This is a genomic window from Parabacteroides caeci (assembly GCF_023656795.1).
GTDB classification, from domain to species: domain Bacteria; phylum Bacteroidota; class Bacteroidia; order Bacteroidales; family Tannerellaceae; genus Parabacteroides; species Parabacteroides segnis.
Window position 1 is genome coordinate 56,503 of sequence record NZ_JAMOKT010000024.1, and the last position, 16,922, is coordinate 73,424.

Below are 16,922 nucleotides of genomic sequence, written 5' to 3' on the forward strand. Positions count from 1 at the left end.
CCATTTTCAAAATATTTTTTTCTTTCCTATATCCTTTCTTATCAACAGAATAGCAAAGTAAGTACGAAAATCGTCCTTTTGAACACAAAGATAAAATGAGCAAGAAATAATGACTAGAAAAAAGGAACGTTTTTTCTAGTCATTCGCTTTTGGATACGTTCCTGGATCTATGGTTAAAAGGCTTTTTAAGTAACACTATTATTAATATTAAATTAAAGATTTATGAACAAAAAGTTTTCTACGCTTGTAGCAACGTTACTGCTTAGTGGTGCGTTGTTTACTTTGAATGCTGCACCGACTTCTTTGGCTGAATTTGATGCTTTAGCAGGTGTTGAACTTGCAGCAGACGGAAACAGTTTGAAGTTGACGGATAACGTTGTCTTTACAGATCAGAAGAATTACTTACTGATTGATAAGAACGGCTTCATCTTGGATGGTAACGGCAAAGAGTTAACTGCTCATATTGTCATTACAGGTAAAAATGTGACTGTTAAGAATTTGACGATCAATTACAAGAATGTTTTTGCAGAAGGCGAAGACGGAACAATTGCGGTTAACAAAACTGCTATTACCGTGATTGCTGATGGAGTAACATTGGATGGTAATACTATTAATGGTTCTACAGACCATTTTTTGGTAAACGGTATCACTGTTTTCCCGACAGGAAACAAAGGAAAGATCGTTGTTAAGAACAACACAATTAAGAAAGCCAATGGTGTTGTAGGTGATACATTCTCTTCCGGTTTCCAAATTGCAGGAGATTACACTTTGTCTGGAACAGGTTGTTCATCTGTTACTGGTACAGATAAAACTGTGGCTGATTTGTCTACATTACAATTGACAGTTTCTGGTAATAAGTATGAAGAGTGTACGACTGATTTGAGTTACACAACGGGTTGGAGTGAGACTGAATTATCTAAACAAGGTGTAGTGATCGCTTCTCAGGTTACACCTATTGTTGATAAAAATACGAATAAAATTACAAATGCAAATGCTATTAAAGTTGCTGTAGAAAAAGCCGTAGAAGGTGCTTCTATCGTTTTCAACGGTACTGCTGAACAGTTGGCTGAAGCATTGAAAGACTTGGAAGAAGTTGAACCTGTTGCTATCGAAACCAAAGACGGCGCTGTTGTATCTGGTGCGAAACAATTGGACAAAACGGTTAACGGTTTCACTTTGGTAGAGAATCCTAAGAGTGACTATTATCTGTTCGTAGTGAAAGGGGATGATGGTAAATCTTACGCTATTTCAGCAGACGAGACAGGTAAACCGACTTGTTATACAGGAACAGAAGCTTGGTCTACATTAGCTGAGAAAGAAGACTATTTGTGGACAATGACTCAAACTAAGGATGCCGATGGTGAATATACATTTGTTTTCAAAAACAAAGCAGGTGTTACATTGAAGGTAAATGACCAATTGTTTGTTCAATCTGTAGCTAAAACTCCATACAATAAGAATGGTGTTGCATTCAATTTGAATGGAATTAACTTGGATGACAAGGACGCTACAGCTCACTACTTCGGTCTGTATCGCCTCTCTTCTCACAACGTTCCAGCAACAGATCTGAACAACCTGCAGAACGGTGCTTTCTATGTAAGCTTCTCGGGTGTTGAAGGAACAGATGCTTTTGCAGGCTTGTTGACAGCCGTTCCTAACAGCTCAACTATAGAGTTCAAATTGAAAAATGCGGACGGCAAGTATATCAAGGCTGATGCAAAGAATGTGCAAGGTCAGAATGTAAACCAGTATGTATATGCTTTCGAGCTGACTAGTGATGCAGATAAAGCAAACAACTTCAAGTTCTTCCATACTCCGTCTGCTGCTATCGAAGATCATTTGATGATCGATAAGATCGACAGCATCCAGGTTCAGGTTCCGACTGCAACAGCTAATGTAAAAGGTTGGGCTACTTTGGGTACTTATAAGTTGACAACTGAAGGAACAAAAACTCTGGGCGCTTCTATCGAAACGGAATTGGATGCGGTTTCAATCAGCTTGAACAACAATGTGGTTGAACCTACTAAGTTCTTGAAGAAAGGTTATGCAGTCATCAAACAGTTGAACAAAGAAGGTGCTGAAGACGATCTGCTCGTTGTAGCAACAGGTTGTGGCGACAATAAGATCACATTGGCTGAATCAGTTGCAAACGGTTTGGAAAAACAGTGGGCTATCTCTTACGACGTAGAAAAGAAAGCCTACAAGATGGTGAACCGTGAAAACACGGATGCTATGGTAGAAGATATCGCTTGGACGGAACTTCGTGAAAATCCGGAAGATGGCGAAGACTATGAGGAAGACAATATCTATGTATATGAAGGCGAGAAGTACGAAATCACATTCGTGCCTGTTGACGAAAGCAGTGACTATTATAAATATCTGAGCAGTACAGCAGATGAACTGAAAGACCTGACATTCGTGATGTCTTACTGGTCAACTGTATTTGACGGTTATGCAAACGTGTCTATTAACAAAGACGGCGTGGCTGTCATCGGTACAAATGCTGCACAGGCAGAGTTCAAAGCAGAAGCTGCCGACTCGGTAATGGCTAAGACAACTGTGTCTTACTTCGAGGGCGGTAAATGGAACCATCCTGAATATACATTGAAAGCTCCGATCTACAAATTCACGGCAATAAGTGATGATGATGACTCTTTCGGTTTGCAGGGAGGTAAGTATGGTATCAACGCAGAAGATGCTGATCCGATCGTTATCCGTATGGCTGACGAACACTTCAATCTGATCACTGTGGATGAAAAAGCATTGGAAGGTAAGATCTACGCTGGTAACAACGATTCTTACATGTATAAAGCAAACTGCATGTACGACGAAAACAAGAATACAATGTTCTTGGTTGATGAAAAAGGCCGTCCTGAATACCGTCGCTTCGGTAAGACTATCGAAGATGGTTTCAATGACATAGAAGGCGACTTGAACAAATTGAAGTTCTTCCGTACAAACGACGAAAATACATTCTTGTATGAAAATAGTGCAAACAAAAATGCTAACAACGGTAACGGTATTGCTAAGGATAGTCTGAACTTCTTGGGCGAAACCAATTTGGCTGACAAATCTGCTAGTGCTCAGCTGCCGTTCTTGGTAGATACTGCTTACATCCGCAACAACACTCGCAAACCGTTGTATATGCTGGCTGTACGTGCAGGTGAATGGGAAAAATCAATCAAAGTGGTTGCTCCTTGTGGTGATCCTGACGGACCTCACTATGATGCAGACAATAAGGAAACTAATGATCCTTGGAAGTGTCAGCACGCTACTAAGAAAGAAGTATGGTCTCGTACAGGTGAATATCTAGTAACTTTGGCTGACTCAGCTTATGTAAATGGAATTAGTGGTGAAATTTACAACTCACAGGCATTGTATCAGGGTAATGTTCGTCTGGCCTTCGTACCGGCAACTCACTTCGAAAACGATACATTGGTAATCGAAAGCTCTCGTTTCCGTGGAACAAAAGAAGCTGCTAATGATACATTGTGTTTCGTAGATAAAAATGGCAAACAGCAGATGAACGAAGCAACCTTCGCATTCCGCTTGGTTGATCCGACAACCGTAGACGACAACAAGGCTGAATTCTACATCGAAGCTATGCCAAACGACAAAGGTGAAGCACAGTACGTACGTATCCACAACTCTGTACCTGTATTGGTAACTGATTTGGATCAAGCAGCCGTATTCGATGTACAGGGTGCTGAAGAAGGCGAAGACGCTACAGCCAACGAAGGTATCGAAACAGCAAGTGTGAAAGTTATCGCAGGTAACGGTATAGTGACAGTGAAGGGTGCAGCCGGTAAGAATGTAGTAATCACTAACGTACTTGGCCAGACTGTTGCTAACACAGTTGTTGCATCCGACGAAGCTACAATCGCTGCTCCTGCAGGTGTAGTAATCGTAGCCGTTGAAGGCGAAGACGCTGTAAAAGCAATCGTGAAATAAGGAATAGTATAGTAAAACTATTTATAATCAATAAATTAATTGTTAATTGACCGCGTGTCGTCGGGGCGGTTCGCGAATCGCCCCGACACAAGTAGTCTGAGAAGATGAACAAGCAGTCAAGTATTAATACTAAAGTAATGAAATAAAGTTCTTCTGTCCCTACCCCAGTGAAGGGTGAAGGCAGGCCAAACAAAGCCCCGGTGGATTTATTTCTGCCGGGGCTTTCGTTATTTAATATCAGTAAACAGTATGAAAAAAAGAAATCCTAACGGCATCGCTGACCCTGGATGCTCTTTGCGATGAGATTGATCGCCTGCGCAGCATGAACGGATCGTGCGGCACACTGTCGCGTAGTAACAAACGGCAACTGACCAAGTATAAATCCATCCTGTCTGAACGCCTCGGAGCGACGGTCATCTATCCCGAAGACCGGCAGGTAATTCCCAAAGGCAGCCATGCCGATGTATTGAAAGAATTGAAACGCATCGACCGTTTCTTGAAAAAACATTCGGGAGCTGAACGCGACGGTTGTTTCTTCCACTTGATGTGCAGTTGTTTCGACTTCGGGGTTTCTCTAGGTACCGTCCAGCGTAACTACTATATCTCGGAAGAGGAACAGGAATTATTGTAGGGAAACCGGTAACGTTCTATGGGGTAAAAAAATAAATTTCTTCCCCTTTCCCCTATTAAACGACCGCTTTTTGCTGTTAAAAGGGTGATTTCTCTCTGATATTGCTATTAAATCATTGATAATCAAGATTGGTAAATAGAAGTAGCCGGTCGTTTTATAGGCTTGTTTTCTCAGGAAGAAGCCTGTATCTTTGGCTATTATTAATCGGCTTTGCGGCCTTAAAATCTAAAGCATATGAATGCAATACCTACTCTTTCCTTTTTCGAGAAATTGTATCTGCCGGGCTCTGTCCCCTGCACATTGGAAGAAATCATCATCCTGATCCGCACCCGTCGTTGGGAGGCTGTCATCACAGCCTATCGTGCCTCCCTGGCAGCGGGCGATAAGGAGGGAGCCCGTAAACAAAAAGGGCAACTCCCCGGTTTCACCCCTTCGGGTGTGTTCCGGGGTGGGCACCGTGCCAGCCGGTTGGAGCGGTATAGCGGCATCGTGGGGCTTGATTTCGATCATGTGGCCAACCCGAAAGGGTTGGCTGCCCAGTTCCGCCTGCAAGCTTGTACACTGGCCCTCTTCGTCAGTCCCGGTGGGGAGGGATTGAAGGTGTTTGTCCGTGTTGATACCCCCCGTGAAGCACATGCCGCCGCCTTTGCCGCGGTGGCAGCCCGCTACGAACAGTTGGCGGGGATCTTCTGCGACCGGGCTTGCAAAGATATCAGCCGCTGCTGCTACGTGAGCAACGATCCGGAAGCGTACTACAATCCGGAGGCAGAGGTGTTCACCCCCGCTTCTGTCTTGCCTGCGCAACTCTTCGTGCACGACTGGCTGCGTGCCCATCCGACGATGGAGGGCAACCGCAACCAGACCGTCTATCGCCTCGGCTGTGAGGCTAACCGCAGAGGGTTCGGTTGCGATGAAACAGCTGCTTTCTGCATCCCCCTGATGCACGCCCCCGACTTCTCCGACGAAGAGATTCGTCTGGCGTTATCTTCTGCCTATCAGGGCAATAAGGTGGAGTATGCCACCCGCCCGAAAGGGCAAAAGGACAAAACGGCCAATTTGGCCACCGACACAATTTCGGGCGAGGAGCTGCGCGAACGCACTCCGCTACTGCCTCCGGAGATCCTAACTGACCTGCCTCCGCTGTTTGAAAAAGCCATCTGTTTCTATACCGATCCGCGTGAGCGCGACATGGCTCTTTTGGCAGCTTGCACGGTGCTCAGCGCCTGCCTGCCGGGGGTATGGGGTGTTTACAACCGAAAGAAGGTATATCCGCACCTGTTCACTGTCGAAGTGGCACCGGCGGGCAACGGGAAAGGCTGCATCAACGACATGCGGCGGTTGGCAGACCGCTATGCCCTGTTGATTGAGGCTGAAACGAAACGCAAGGAAGAGGCATACCGCCAGGAGCTGGAAGAATGGGAAGTGAAGAAAGCGGCTGCCCGCCAGAAGAAACAGGCGGTTCGTGTGGCAGATGTCCCGGTGAAGGCATCGACCTGTTACTTCTTCATCCCCACGCAGATCACCAAGGCCAAGCTGCTGGTACACCTGGCAGACAATGGCGAGATAGGTGGGTTGATGGCCGATAGCGAGATCGACACGCTGATCAGCGCCGGACGGCAGGACTACGGGCAGTTCGACGATCTGTTGCGCAAGGCGTTCCACCATGAGCCGGTCGCTTCGTCGCGCAAGACTGACAACGAGATGATCCGTATCCCGCGTCCGCGCCTGGCGGTCTTACTGGCGGGTACGCCGGGGCAGTTCTCCCGTTTGATACCCGATGCCGAGAATGGGTTGGCGAGCCGTCTGTTGCTCTATACCTGCCGTAGCGCGGCGGTCTGGCAGGATGTATCGTCGTCAGGCGAGGCCGACCGTTACGAGCAATATCTCGATGCCTTGTCGGAGCAGGTGATGGAGATGGCGGTATTGTTGCGTAAACGGCCTTTGCGGGTACGGCTGACCGGTGAGCAGTGGCGTGAGTTGAACAGCCATTTCGGCCGGCTGTTACGTGAAACCTACCTGTTCGGTAGCGAGTCTTTTCTCGGTGCGGTGAAGCGCCACGGTCTGATGGCCTACCGCCTTTGCATGATCTTTACTGCCTTGGAGGCGGCCAAGCTCGATTACGGGGTGGACGAGCTTTTTTGCAGCGATGCCCACTTTCATGCCGCCCTCGCCATCATCGATGTCTGCTTGGCGCATAGCCGCCTGTTGATGACGCAGCTGGCTGCTTCTGCCGATATACCGGAGCTGACCTGTCCCGATTATTTCCGCCGCCTTTTCGAGCAGTTGCCGGAAGAGTTCACCCTGTCGGAGTTATACACGCAAGGCGAATCCGTCGGCATCAAAGAACGTAGTATCCGCCGTCATTTGAAACGGCTTGACCCGCACTATGTCACCCGTATCGCTCCCGGCGTTTACCGTAAGAACACCCCTCCGGCTGCTTGACCTACCTCCCTGCATGTCCAAATTGTGGCGGTGGCCAAATTGGCCGTTTTGTCCTTTTGAAAATATTCCCCTTTGAAAAACAACATTTTCCCCTATACCCTGTCGTGCAATGGGGTATAGGGAGAGGAGGGACGGGGTATAGGGGGTGGGGATGTACATTATAGGGTAGAGAAAATATAGTCGGTTATTAGGGTATGCTTATTTTAGGTGTTTTCTTTCCCCTTTCTTCCTTTTCTTTCCATTTTTTCCCCCTCCTTCCTCGGCTTTCCGTTCGTCCGGGTCGGGCGGTTGTATCTTTGTTATGTGATTATAAACAAGGTGTTTAATTAAAAACAAAGAAGATTATGCCAGCAAAGTACACATTGGTATTACGAAAGGACTTGCGTAAAGATGCAGTGGAAGGGAGTAAGTTGTATTATGCCAACGCAAAGGCGACGGGAACGTGCGACATGTATGAGTTGTGCGACCTGATTTCGCTCTCGTCTACCGCTTCGCCGGGGGATGTGCGGCTAATCCTCGATTCGTTGATCGAGGTGATGAAGCGCAGCTTGGGAAAAGGCGAGGTGGTACAGGTGGGCGAACTGGGGAATTTCCAGTTGCAGTTCGGCAGTAGCGGGACGGCTACGAAAAAGGAATTCAACCAGTCGCTGATCAAAAGTAAACGGATCGTTTTCCGTCCCGGCAAGGTGTTACGTGAAGCGGTGGCCAATTTCAGTTTCGAAAAGATTCCTGATCCGTCGGATAAGGAGGAAGGAAAAGGGGAGGAAGGCGGTGGTGGAGACCGCCCGGAGATTGAATAGCCTGCCGGCCGTTTTTACGGCTCACCCAGGTGTCGGACGATATAGTCCTTCTGTCTGGGCGTGAGGTATTTCTTGCCGGGATGCCAGCCTGATTTTTCCAGCTGGTCGACGAGCTCCCTGCTTACGCGGACCCATTTCAACAATTGCATCGTGGCACTTTTCTGTGAAATATTGGGAAAGTATTGCAGGGCAAGCTCGCCCCATCCCCATACTCTGTTTTGATTGAATGAATTTTCCATACGGTATGTATTTGAAGGTTTATATATCAATAAATATACGAATTATTATGCACATATTCAAATAAAGTACTAACTAATATCATATAAAATGGATAAACAGATACAGTATTTACAGACTTGTCTGCCGGCAGCCGAGAAGGCGGGTTGGACATATGACATGAACCCGGTGGTGATCCTGGCGCAGGGGGCACTTGAAAGCGGGTGGGGTACTTCGGATTTGGCCAGGGAACATCATAACTATTTCGGTATCATGGGGTACGGGGCATCCAACGGCTATTGGCATGGGGAGAGAGCGAAGATAGAAGGGGGCAGCGGGGTACATTATTTCCGTCATTATGCCGGTGTAGAGTTCTCATTCCTGGATTTTGCCCGTCTGATCCGTACCGGCTACCACCGTGCCTGGAGTTTCAGCCGCCAGCCCGAAGCCTATGCGAAAGAGATAGCCTACAGCCCCTATATCAGCGAGCAGAACGGCGATAACCGCGAACAGTACCGTCATAACCTGGTCGCTATAACCGAAAAGATCATCACATTGAAGGATATGTATGATTGGATGCGGGGCAGGGCGGCGTAAAGATAGAAAGAATTGAACTATCCAACTGTCAAAGTGACTCATCTGTTACAGGTTCATTTGCCGTCTGCTTTAGCTGACGGTTTATAAGCTGGTTCTTTTTTGGGCTTTAGCCACATTTCTCTCAGATAGAAAGCTTTAAGAAATGGGACTAAAGTCCAAAGAGATAGATTCTTTACTAGTCCGTCAGCTAAAGCAGACGGCAAATAGACCTGTAATAGTCAAGTGAGGTTGATGACAGGATAGTTCAATTCTGATAATAACTGAACATAAACATTTACGACAATGAATAAATTAAGACAAATCCTGCAATTTATCAGAGCCCTGCTGGGCTTTTTGTTGAACCTGAAAAAGAAGGAGAGAGATGAGAAGAAAGAGAAAGTGGTTACGCCGGGTAATCAGCCGGAAGTGGCTCGTGTGTTACCTGGTGATACTGGGGATGACGGCTTTGTGGGCGGACCGTACAGAAATCGTCCTGGCCTCGATCGGGGCCCTGTTGACACTCTCGGGGTACGAAAACGGCTCCAAGGAGAGCTGGCGCAACGATTCCGGAAAGAATCCGGATTGTCATTAACCGTTCTTGCCGGATATGCGTTGATGGTGTATGCGGCAGGGAGAATAATATGCCAATTATAGAAAAAATTGAACTATCTACGGTGTCTTTTAACGAGGCGAGCCTCGTGCCGCAGGCTCTCTTTTGCCGTTGGTTTCAACCAACGGTTCTAAATACAGGAGGCAAAGCCTCTTCCTCTGTGGGATTTATCCCCTTTCATTATACATATCAGGAAAAGGGGTTGAAACCCACAGAGGAATCCGGTAAAACCGGAAGGTTTATCTATCCGTCAGTTGAAACTGACGGCAAAAGAGAGCCTGCGGCATGGGGCAAAGCCCCATTAAAGAAAATAGCTCAATTCTGATAAATACTGAACTTGTCGCCATCTCCATTGGCACATTGTCACATTATTTACCGTCTGCGGCGTACGCTGCGAACTGGAGATGATTTCTCGGCTTTCGGAGCTTTTGTCTTTACTGTCTTTTCTTTGGTTTCTTTGACTGCCTTTTCGGTAGTGGCTCCGTTTTGTCCGCGGGCAGAGGCTTTTTTAGCCTTTTTAGCTGTTTTCGGATCTTCTGCCTGGGTTGTGTCAGGCTGGAACCAGAGAGACTTCTCAAAGGCAACCAACTGGCCTTCGATGCGCTCCTGTTCCTTCTTGATGGAATCGGGAGTCGGGCAGTAAGCCATCAACGGCTGGTTCATCAGGTTCTGTGTCTTGTAGATCTCGCCTTCGAACATACGGCGGCGGAAATAGTCGTCGAGCGTGAAGGTCATGGCATTGTTGATGTTCGATGTCATGATAAATGCCGTATTGATATACGGGCGGATACTTTCGTAAGGAATCCAGAACATGGGCATGGTTAACTCGCCGACATCACCTGAAGTGGTCATGATCGGGCAGATGGCCAGTGTCTTTACATCGAATACGGAGTTATTTTGGTCGAAATACCAGGCTTCCTTTACATAATAGGAGCGGACGGTTTCGGATGGAATATCGCTTTCGTTGATTACGAAAGTGGTTCCCTGGTTACCCTGTCCGGGTACTTCCTCATAATAGATGCCAAAGCGGTCGAGCATGTCTTTCAGGTTGATCTTGCTGTTGTCGCTGAAATCTTCGTAACCGTCTTCATACTGGTATGCGTCTATTTTACCTTCGCTGATCAGACTGAAGATGATGGAGAAAAGGTTCATCTGTCCGTTCATCGGGGTGACCGGATAATACAGAGGAGCATTCTTCTCTTTCATCAGGTCTATCTGTCGGTACATGACACGCATCCAGCGGGCGTTGCCCACTTCCTGTGTCATACGCTCGTTCATATCCTGTGCCCGCACGGTCAGTTCGGGTATACCGGTGTCTTTCTTATCATTAGCCCGTTCTCCGCGGGTGGCCTGCGGGCTTCTTCTTGCCCGTTGCTGGGTGTTTCCTGTTTCTTCCTGTGCCTGTATGGAGGTAGCTGTGAAGAACAGGGCGCTTGCAATTGCCAGTATGTAATAAAAACGTTTCATATTTTATATTTGTTATGAGGACGGTTCGCGAACCGCCCCTACTAATTTACAATGACTTCGATCGGGGTGAGAGTACGTTCCAGGCCGTCAGGTCCTTTGGCTACTACACCTCTGATGAAAAAGCGTTTTCCTCTTGTCAGACGACGTATCCTGTCTTTCTGGTTGTCCGAGAACCGGGGACCCTGAGAAACTTCAGGTATTGCATTTCCCATGGAGTCAAAGAACAACAGTTCGAAACGTAGTACGTCAAACTTTATATTCAATATTTCATCGTCGATAGCTGCCTGGAGCACTTCCGTTTCGATCAGATTCCGTTTGGTCATGTTTCCGCCGCGGAACTTGCGCATATTGCCGTTCTGGTCCTTATACTCGATGTAAGGCATCGGGTCGGGCAGGGCACGTACGCGGAAGGTATTCTTTGCCATTTCCACGCTGCGGCCGTCGGCCATGCGGGCATTTACGGATATAACAGCATCGGTACCTACCTTCGACGGACGGGCCTCCCAGATATCGCCTTTGCGTGTCAGGGTTCCGTTTGTCATGGTGGCCGTTACGTTCCCGCTCGGTACGCCCGGTACGGCGATACGCATCTCGTTGGCGATTCCGGCATATAATACGTTCATCAGTAACGGGGCTACGGTTGCACTCGGTTCTGTTACGAAGTATTCGCTTTCGAAGTTCTGACGCATGGTGGTGCCGTCGTTATTGGGCATCTCGATGTACCCTTTAATCGGGTAAGTACCCGGGGCACCGGCTATGGCGGTGAACTGTCCGTGGCTGTCTTCCGGCAACTGCTTGCCGTTTACAAATACGGCCGGACGTTTGGTTGAATCGACGGCAGACAGGACGATGTTCGCCTTGTACTGGCTTCCGCGCATGACGATCTGGCTCTCCGGTATGACCTGTGCGGTCATCTGATTCACGCGATAGTCGCCTACGTCGACACTGTTCAACAGGTTGTTCAGCACTTCGCCTTCTGCGTAGCGGATATCGCTTTGCAGTTTCGTCAGTAATGTTACGGCTGCGGCAACCGGCATATTTTCAAACAACGCTTCTTCCCAGGTGCGGGTATTGATCCCAGCCTTGTGAGGCGGTGTAGTGCTCAGGCTTGCTTCCAGGATGCGGGTCTTGGCACTGTCCTGTACCATTTCGCCCATCATCACGCGGTAAGCGTCGATGGCTTCGCGCAACTTCTTTCCTTCTCCGGTAACCGGGCCCAGCATGATGCGTGAAGCGGCTTCGAGGTCGTCTTTATGCTCTATCTTGTTTACGTTGGCATCTTTTCCGTCGGCAATTACCGCGATACGTTGCTTCAGGTCCTGCACGTAGTTGTACAGGCTGTCGGAAGCGGACTTTACCTGTTTACCCTTGTCGTACCATTCCTTCACCTTTTCGGGGTTGGATTGGTAGTAGGTATCCAGTTCGCCTGCCACGATCTCGTTTCGGTGAGCCGAGTTGCTGATGGAGGTGCGTAAACTGTCTTCCACTAGCTCGAAACCGTCGAGAACCTCCGATGACACATTCAATGCCATCATTGCGATGAACACCAGATACATCAGGTTGATCATCTTCTGACGGGGCGAGTTGGGATTATTTGCTATTCCGGACATCTTCTTTCAGTTTCGTTTGTTTATTATCTGCCGGATTGCTGTCCGGGATTGTTTGTATACGGAGCCTGCTGCTGGTAGCCGTACGGTTGTTGCTGGTAGGACTGCTGATAGTTAGGCTGCTGTTGCTGGTAATTGGGCTGTTGCGGCTGGGGGGCAGGCTGCTGGTAAGCGGTTGCCGGACCCATATTGACCGTCATTGCCTGTAGCAAACGGCTGTATACCTGGTTCAGTTCGGCCAGCTGGCGGGTCATCTTTTCCGTTTCGTTGCGGAAGACCGAGCTGTCGGTTACCGAACCGTCGTACATCTCGCGGATGCGGTTCAGGCCGCCGTTGATATGTTCGATCGATTCGATCTGCGAACTGATACTCTTTAACTGTATTTCGTAGATAGTATTCAAACCGGAGATGTTGCGGTTCAACATTTCCATCTGCTGCACGTAGCCGCGTGAGTTCTGGTTGATACCGTCCGAGTTGTCTGTGATGCTCTTATAAGAGTTAAGCAATGTGTCGGATACGTTGGTCAGCGAGTTGGTGACGTGGCTGAAACGTTCCATATTTTCGGACATGCCGGATAGCTGTTCCAGGTATTTCTGGGTAGCTTCGGTCAGTTCCGCCATCTTGGAGATCTGTTCGGCAGCGCCGCTCAGTTTCTTGATGCTTTCCGACAGGTTCTTTGTATCTTCTTCGCTGACATCGAGGTTGCTCAGTACGGAGGTTCCGCCCAGGTTGTTTGCGACATTTGCTTTTCTGCCGTTGCCTACATTGATGTTTATGCCGCCTGAGGTATTGTCGTCATCCATATTATCCGATGAGTTGATCAGGTTGGACATACCTGTGCCGGCAAAGTCGGGACGGTCCATCGGGTTCTTCGATTTCAGTACGGGGAATACTTCTTCCCAATGGTATTCGTTTGAAGGGTGCTCAAAAGCGGAGATAAAGAATACCAACGCTTCCACCGTCATGGCGATAAACAGGATCTGGTTACCATACGGCAGGTGAAGCAACTTGAACATGGCACCTATGATTACGATAGATGCTCCCCAGCTGTAACAGAAGTTCAGTACTCTCTTTCCCATGTCGCTGGAAAGGAACATTTCAATTCTGTTTTTATATCTTCTATATTTTCCCATAATGTTGTATGTTTCTTATATTATTTTTTACCTTTTGAACGGGAGAAACCGATCTGTGTACGTGCGCAACGGAAACCGATATAGGAACGGGTTTCGTTCTGGTATTCGAAGGTGCGCATATCCGAACGGATAAATTGTGCCACGTCTTTCCATGAACCGCCGCGTACGACTTTCTTCTTCATCGCATACGGGTCTTCCTTGGCTGCATTGTAACGCAGGTCGGGGTTCATATCGCTCATCTGGCTCGGGCCCGATTCGGAATACATGGTAGAAGTCCATTCTGCCACGTTACCCGCCATGTCATATAAACCGAACTGGTTCGGGGCGAAAGAGCCTACGCGGGATGGAATCAGGTGACCGTCTTCGGTATAATTTCCTTTTCCGGGTTTGAAGTTTGCCATGAAGCAACCTTTGGCGTTCTGAAGTTCGTCGGACGACCAGGGGTATTTGTTTTCGTTCTTTCCGGAGCGGGCGGCATATTCCCATTCGCCTTCTGTCGGCAGGCGGAACGGCTCGATGGCTTGTCCGGCCGGGAAGTTCAACGATTGTTTGAACATATCGGTACGCCATACGCAGAATGCGGTAGCCTGTTCCCAGGAGACACCTACGACAGGATAATCGTCATATCCCGGGTGCTGGAAGTACATACGCATGTATGGCTCATTGTAAGCATTATTAAAGTCGTTCACCCAGCAGGTTTCATCCGGATAAACGTTTACGATGCGGGTATGAAGGAAATCCCACGGACCGCTGAGCGGACGGGTGAGGGTTTCGTTGATGATGTTGCCGTCGTCGTCGATATAGGCGGTGTCCTTGGAGATCATAACGACCTCGTTCATATCGACCTGCATGTCGGTGTTACGTACGCGTTCGCCCGGATCCAGGCGGTTCTTGCGAAGGGCGGCACCGGTGTAGTCGTACCATTCGTATTTGTAGACCATCTGCTTTTCGTCCAGACGTTTTTCGCCGGTGATGGGGTGTACGTAATAAACGCTTTCGATGGCACGCAACTCATCTTCGTTCGCCCGTTTCCAGGGAATCGGACGGCTCCAGTCCAGATGCGGGGTGACGGGTTCGCCGTAACGGTCTTCCGTGATCTTAAACAGGTCGTTGCCACCGTAAGCCGGGTCGGCCAGGCGTTCGCGGATAATGGAGTCGCGCACCCAGTAGACGAACTGGCGGTATTTGGCGTTGGTTATTTCCGTTTCGTCCATCCAGAACGCATCAAACGAAACTCCCTTTGTTTCAGGGTTGATTCCCCATAAGGAGTCTTTGTCTGCAGGTCCCATTTCGAACGAACCTCTTTTGATCAGAACCATGCCGTAGGGCGACGGTTCGTTAAAAGCCACAGATCTTACCCCGGTAACTTCTCCTCCCGCTCCGGAAAGGGATTTACCACATGAGGTAAGCAAGGCTACTGCCATAAGTACTAATAATACTTTTTTCATATACTATAATATACGTACACTTTTGTGTCTGTTCTTTCCTGTTTTTGTCTTCTTCAACTTCAACTGGTAGCGCACCAACACTTCGTGGCTACCGGAACTCCCTTTTAACATGGCCGTGGTAGGGAAATCGTAAGCATATCCAACCTGAAATCTGCCGAATGTGGCTCCCAATAATACTACTACCGACTCGTTTATACGCCAGGAAAGACCTCCGTTAAACATTTTATTATATACCATTCGGGCGGTAATGTCCGCCTGGAAACTCTGCATGTCTGTTTTCAGGAATACAGAGGGCTGTAATTCATACAACGGGTTCCTGAGCTGAATATTGTATCCGCCTACTAAATTTAATCCCATAGGGATATAATAATTAGTCGTTTCACCCAATGCCATTTCGGGCGCTGTCAGGTGGGTAGCTCCGAAACCGGCATAGAAATGTTTGTGGGAATAATAAATACCTGCATTCAGGTCGATCGCCATTGCCTGCACAGCTGTTGTGGGTAAAGCGGGATCTGACTCTGCGGGTGTGTGATATTCATTATCTGCCGGGATATATATTTTTGTTCCGTCAAAGCCGACATTGAATATACCTGCCTGTAACCCGATACTTAATGTCCCTCCGAATAATTTCTGCTTATAGGCATACTGGGCCCCTACTTTTGTATACTGGAATAATCCGATACTTTCCGTGTTTACAACCAGTCCGACTCCATTGTTCGTACTGCCTAATTTGAAGGGCATATCGGCGATAACAAAGAAAGAGGTACTGGCTCCGGGCATGCCGATCCACTGTTGGCGGAACAACCCGAGCATATTCAGATCTCCCGTCGTTCCGGCATAGGCGGGGTTGTAATACCCCAGTCCCAGGAAGTATTGGCTTAACTGCATATCAATCTGCCCCCGCATGCTCATCGTGCAGGTAATCAATGCGATAATAAACAGGAAGACTCTCTTCATCTAAACTATAACTAACGGGGTGAAAGATGTTTCACCCCCTACAATAACGCGGCAAACAGGTATAAATTGTATGGACCGCAAAAAACAAACGAGGCAGGGGACTTCTGCAAGCCCACTACCTCGCCTTTATTTCAATACTTTATTTTAAAGCACATCAATATTCCTCTTCGTTGAAGAAGAAGTCTTCTTTACTTGGATAGTCAGGCCAGATATCTTCCATGCATTCATAAATCTCACCTTCATCTTCCATTTCCTGCAAATTCTCAATTACTTCTAACGGCGCACCAGAACGTTGTGCATAGTCAATCAATTCATCCTTGGTTGCAGGCCAGGGCGCGTCTTCCAGCTTCGAAGCTAATTCTAATGTCCAATACATAGTCATCTAGTATTAACAACCACCCGAGGGCAGTCAGGTTCTCAAATTTTCCGCAAAAATAAAACAATATTTCTTAGATGCAAGTATAATCCCAAATAATTTCTTTACCATTATTCCTAATACACTCCTTACGGGCCAAAACAAACAGATAATCTGACAATCTGTTGACGAAAATAAGTACAGGCTCTTCGACGGGATTTGTTTCGGCCAAACGGTATATCTGGCGTTCTGCACGGCGGCAGACGGTACGGCAGACATGCGCCAGCGAAGCGGAACGGGTACCGCCGGGCAGGATGAAGTTTTTCATCTGCGGCAGCTCACCGTCCAGGCGGTCGATCTCCCGTTCGATATGTGCGATGCTTTCGGGGGTTACCTTGCTCTCGATCTTCAGTTCGGTTGTTTCCTGGTCGGTTGCCAGATAAGAACCGATGGTGAACAGTTTATGCTGTATGAAAGAGAGGAAATCGATGTCGGCCTGATCGTCCAGGGCTGTGATAAGCAACCCGATGAATGAATTCAGTTCATCGATGGTTCCGTAACTCTCGATGCGCTGGTGCGCTTTCGATACCCGTTGGCCTCCTACAAGGGAGGTCTTTCCCTTGTCGCCGCCACCGGTATAAATAAGGCTTTTCTTCATATACTTCTTTTTTTATTCAATATTCTTAATATAGTGTCGTTGGTAGGGGCGGTTCGCGAACCACCCTTACA

At 47.9% G+C, this 16,922-nt stretch carries 14 protein-coding genes; 6 read left to right on the top strand and 8 right to left on the bottom strand.

Going from position 1 to position 16,922, the window contains the following annotated elements; genetic code table 11:
* Window positions 1-222: 222 nt before the first annotated feature.
* The 4 genes from NBH15_RS13555 (at window position 223) to NBH15_RS13570 (ending at window position 7,824) form a co-directional block, all read left to right on the top strand.
* Window positions 223-3,951, top strand: a complete 3,729-nt coding sequence (locus tag NBH15_RS13555; RefSeq protein WP_250822841.1) for a DUF6383 domain-containing protein — start codon at window positions 223-225, stop codon at window positions 3,949-3,951.
* 322 nt (window positions 3,952-4,273) lie between these two features.
* Window positions 4,274-4,582, top strand: coding sequence for a hypothetical protein (locus tag NBH15_RS13560; RefSeq protein WP_250822842.1), 309 nt, complete (start codon window positions 4,274-4,276; stop codon window positions 4,580-4,582).
* A 234-nt stretch (window positions 4,583-4,816) separates the two neighbouring features.
* Entirely contained in the window at window positions 4,817-7,024 is a 2,208-nt protein-coding gene (locus NBH15_RS13565; protein WP_250822843.1) for a DUF3987 domain-containing protein, read from the top strand.
* A gap of 344 nt (window positions 7,025-7,368) precedes the next feature.
* Complete coding sequence (locus tag NBH15_RS13570) at window positions 7,369-7,824, top strand: HU family DNA-binding protein (RefSeq protein ID WP_128134693.1); 456 nt, start codon at window positions 7,369-7,371, stop codon at window positions 7,822-7,824.
* Window positions 7,825-7,838: 14 nt separating this feature from the next.
* On the opposite strand, the gene NBH15_RS13575 is transcribed toward NBH15_RS13570, so the two are convergent.
* Window positions 7,839-8,093, bottom strand: a complete 255-nt coding sequence (locus NBH15_RS13575; RefSeq protein WP_233567353.1) for a DUF4248 domain-containing protein — start codon at window positions 8,091-8,093, stop codon at window positions 7,839-7,841.
* A 58-nt stretch (window positions 8,094-8,151) separates the two neighbouring features.
* Here NBH15_RS13575 and NBH15_RS13580 point away from each other — a divergent pair, with 58 nt between their 5' ends.
* Window positions 8,152-8,637: a glucosaminidase domain-containing protein gene (locus tag NBH15_RS13580; protein ID WP_250822844.1), complete on the top strand. Its 486-nt coding sequence runs from the start codon at window positions 8,152-8,154 to the stop codon at window positions 8,635-8,637.
* Between the two features lie 282 nt (window positions 8,638-8,919).
* On the top strand, window positions 8,920-9,270 hold the full coding sequence (locus tag NBH15_RS13585) for a hypothetical protein (RefSeq protein WP_250822845.1): 351 nt from the start codon (window positions 8,920-8,922) through the stop codon (window positions 9,268-9,270).
* A gap of 328 nt (window positions 9,271-9,598) precedes the next feature.
* Here NBH15_RS13585 and porN read toward each other — a convergent pair whose 3' ends face one another.
* The 7 genes from porN to NBH15_RS13620 all read right to left on the bottom strand — a co-directional run bounded on the left by porN (window position 9,599) and on the right by NBH15_RS13620 (window position 16,851).
* Window positions 9,599-10,693 (bottom strand): type IX secretion system ring subunit PorN/GldN, encoded by a 1,095-nt coding sequence (porN, locus tag NBH15_RS13590; protein ID WP_250822846.1) that lies wholly within the window; start codon window positions 10,691-10,693, stop codon window positions 9,599-9,601.
* A gap of 41 nt (window positions 10,694-10,734) precedes the next feature.
* A complete protein-coding gene (gene porM, locus NBH15_RS13595; protein WP_244050549.1) occupies window positions 10,735-12,303 on the bottom strand; it encodes a type IX secretion system motor protein PorM/GldM in 1,569 nt (522 codons plus the stop codon).
* Between the two features lie 23 nt (window positions 12,304-12,326).
* Window positions 12,327-13,433, bottom strand: a complete 1,107-nt coding sequence (gene porL, locus NBH15_RS13600) for a type IX secretion system motor protein PorL/GldL (RefSeq protein WP_233566638.1) — start codon at window positions 13,431-13,433, stop codon at window positions 12,327-12,329.
* Window positions 13,434-13,453: 20 nt separating this feature from the next.
* A complete protein-coding gene (gene porK, locus NBH15_RS13605; protein ID WP_128132853.1) occupies window positions 13,454-14,881 on the bottom strand; it encodes a T9SS ring complex lipoprotein PorK/GldK in 1,428 nt (475 codons plus the stop codon).
* Between the two features lie 3 nt (window positions 14,882-14,884).
* Complete coding sequence (locus tag NBH15_RS13610) at window positions 14,885-15,838, bottom strand: PorP/SprF family type IX secretion system membrane protein (RefSeq protein ID WP_128132852.1); 954 nt, start codon at window positions 15,836-15,838, stop codon at window positions 14,885-14,887.
* Between the two features lie 154 nt (window positions 15,839-15,992).
* Window positions 15,993-16,214 (bottom strand): DUF2795 domain-containing protein, encoded by a 222-nt coding sequence (locus NBH15_RS13615; RefSeq protein WP_005633363.1) that lies wholly within the window; start codon window positions 16,212-16,214, stop codon window positions 15,993-15,995.
* A gap of 73 nt (window positions 16,215-16,287) precedes the next feature.
* Window positions 16,288-16,851 (bottom strand): cob(I)yrinic acid a,c-diamide adenosyltransferase, encoded by a 564-nt coding sequence (locus NBH15_RS13620; RefSeq protein ID WP_250822847.1) that lies wholly within the window; start codon window positions 16,849-16,851, stop codon window positions 16,288-16,290.
* Between the last annotated feature and the right edge of the window lie 71 nt (window positions 16,852-16,922).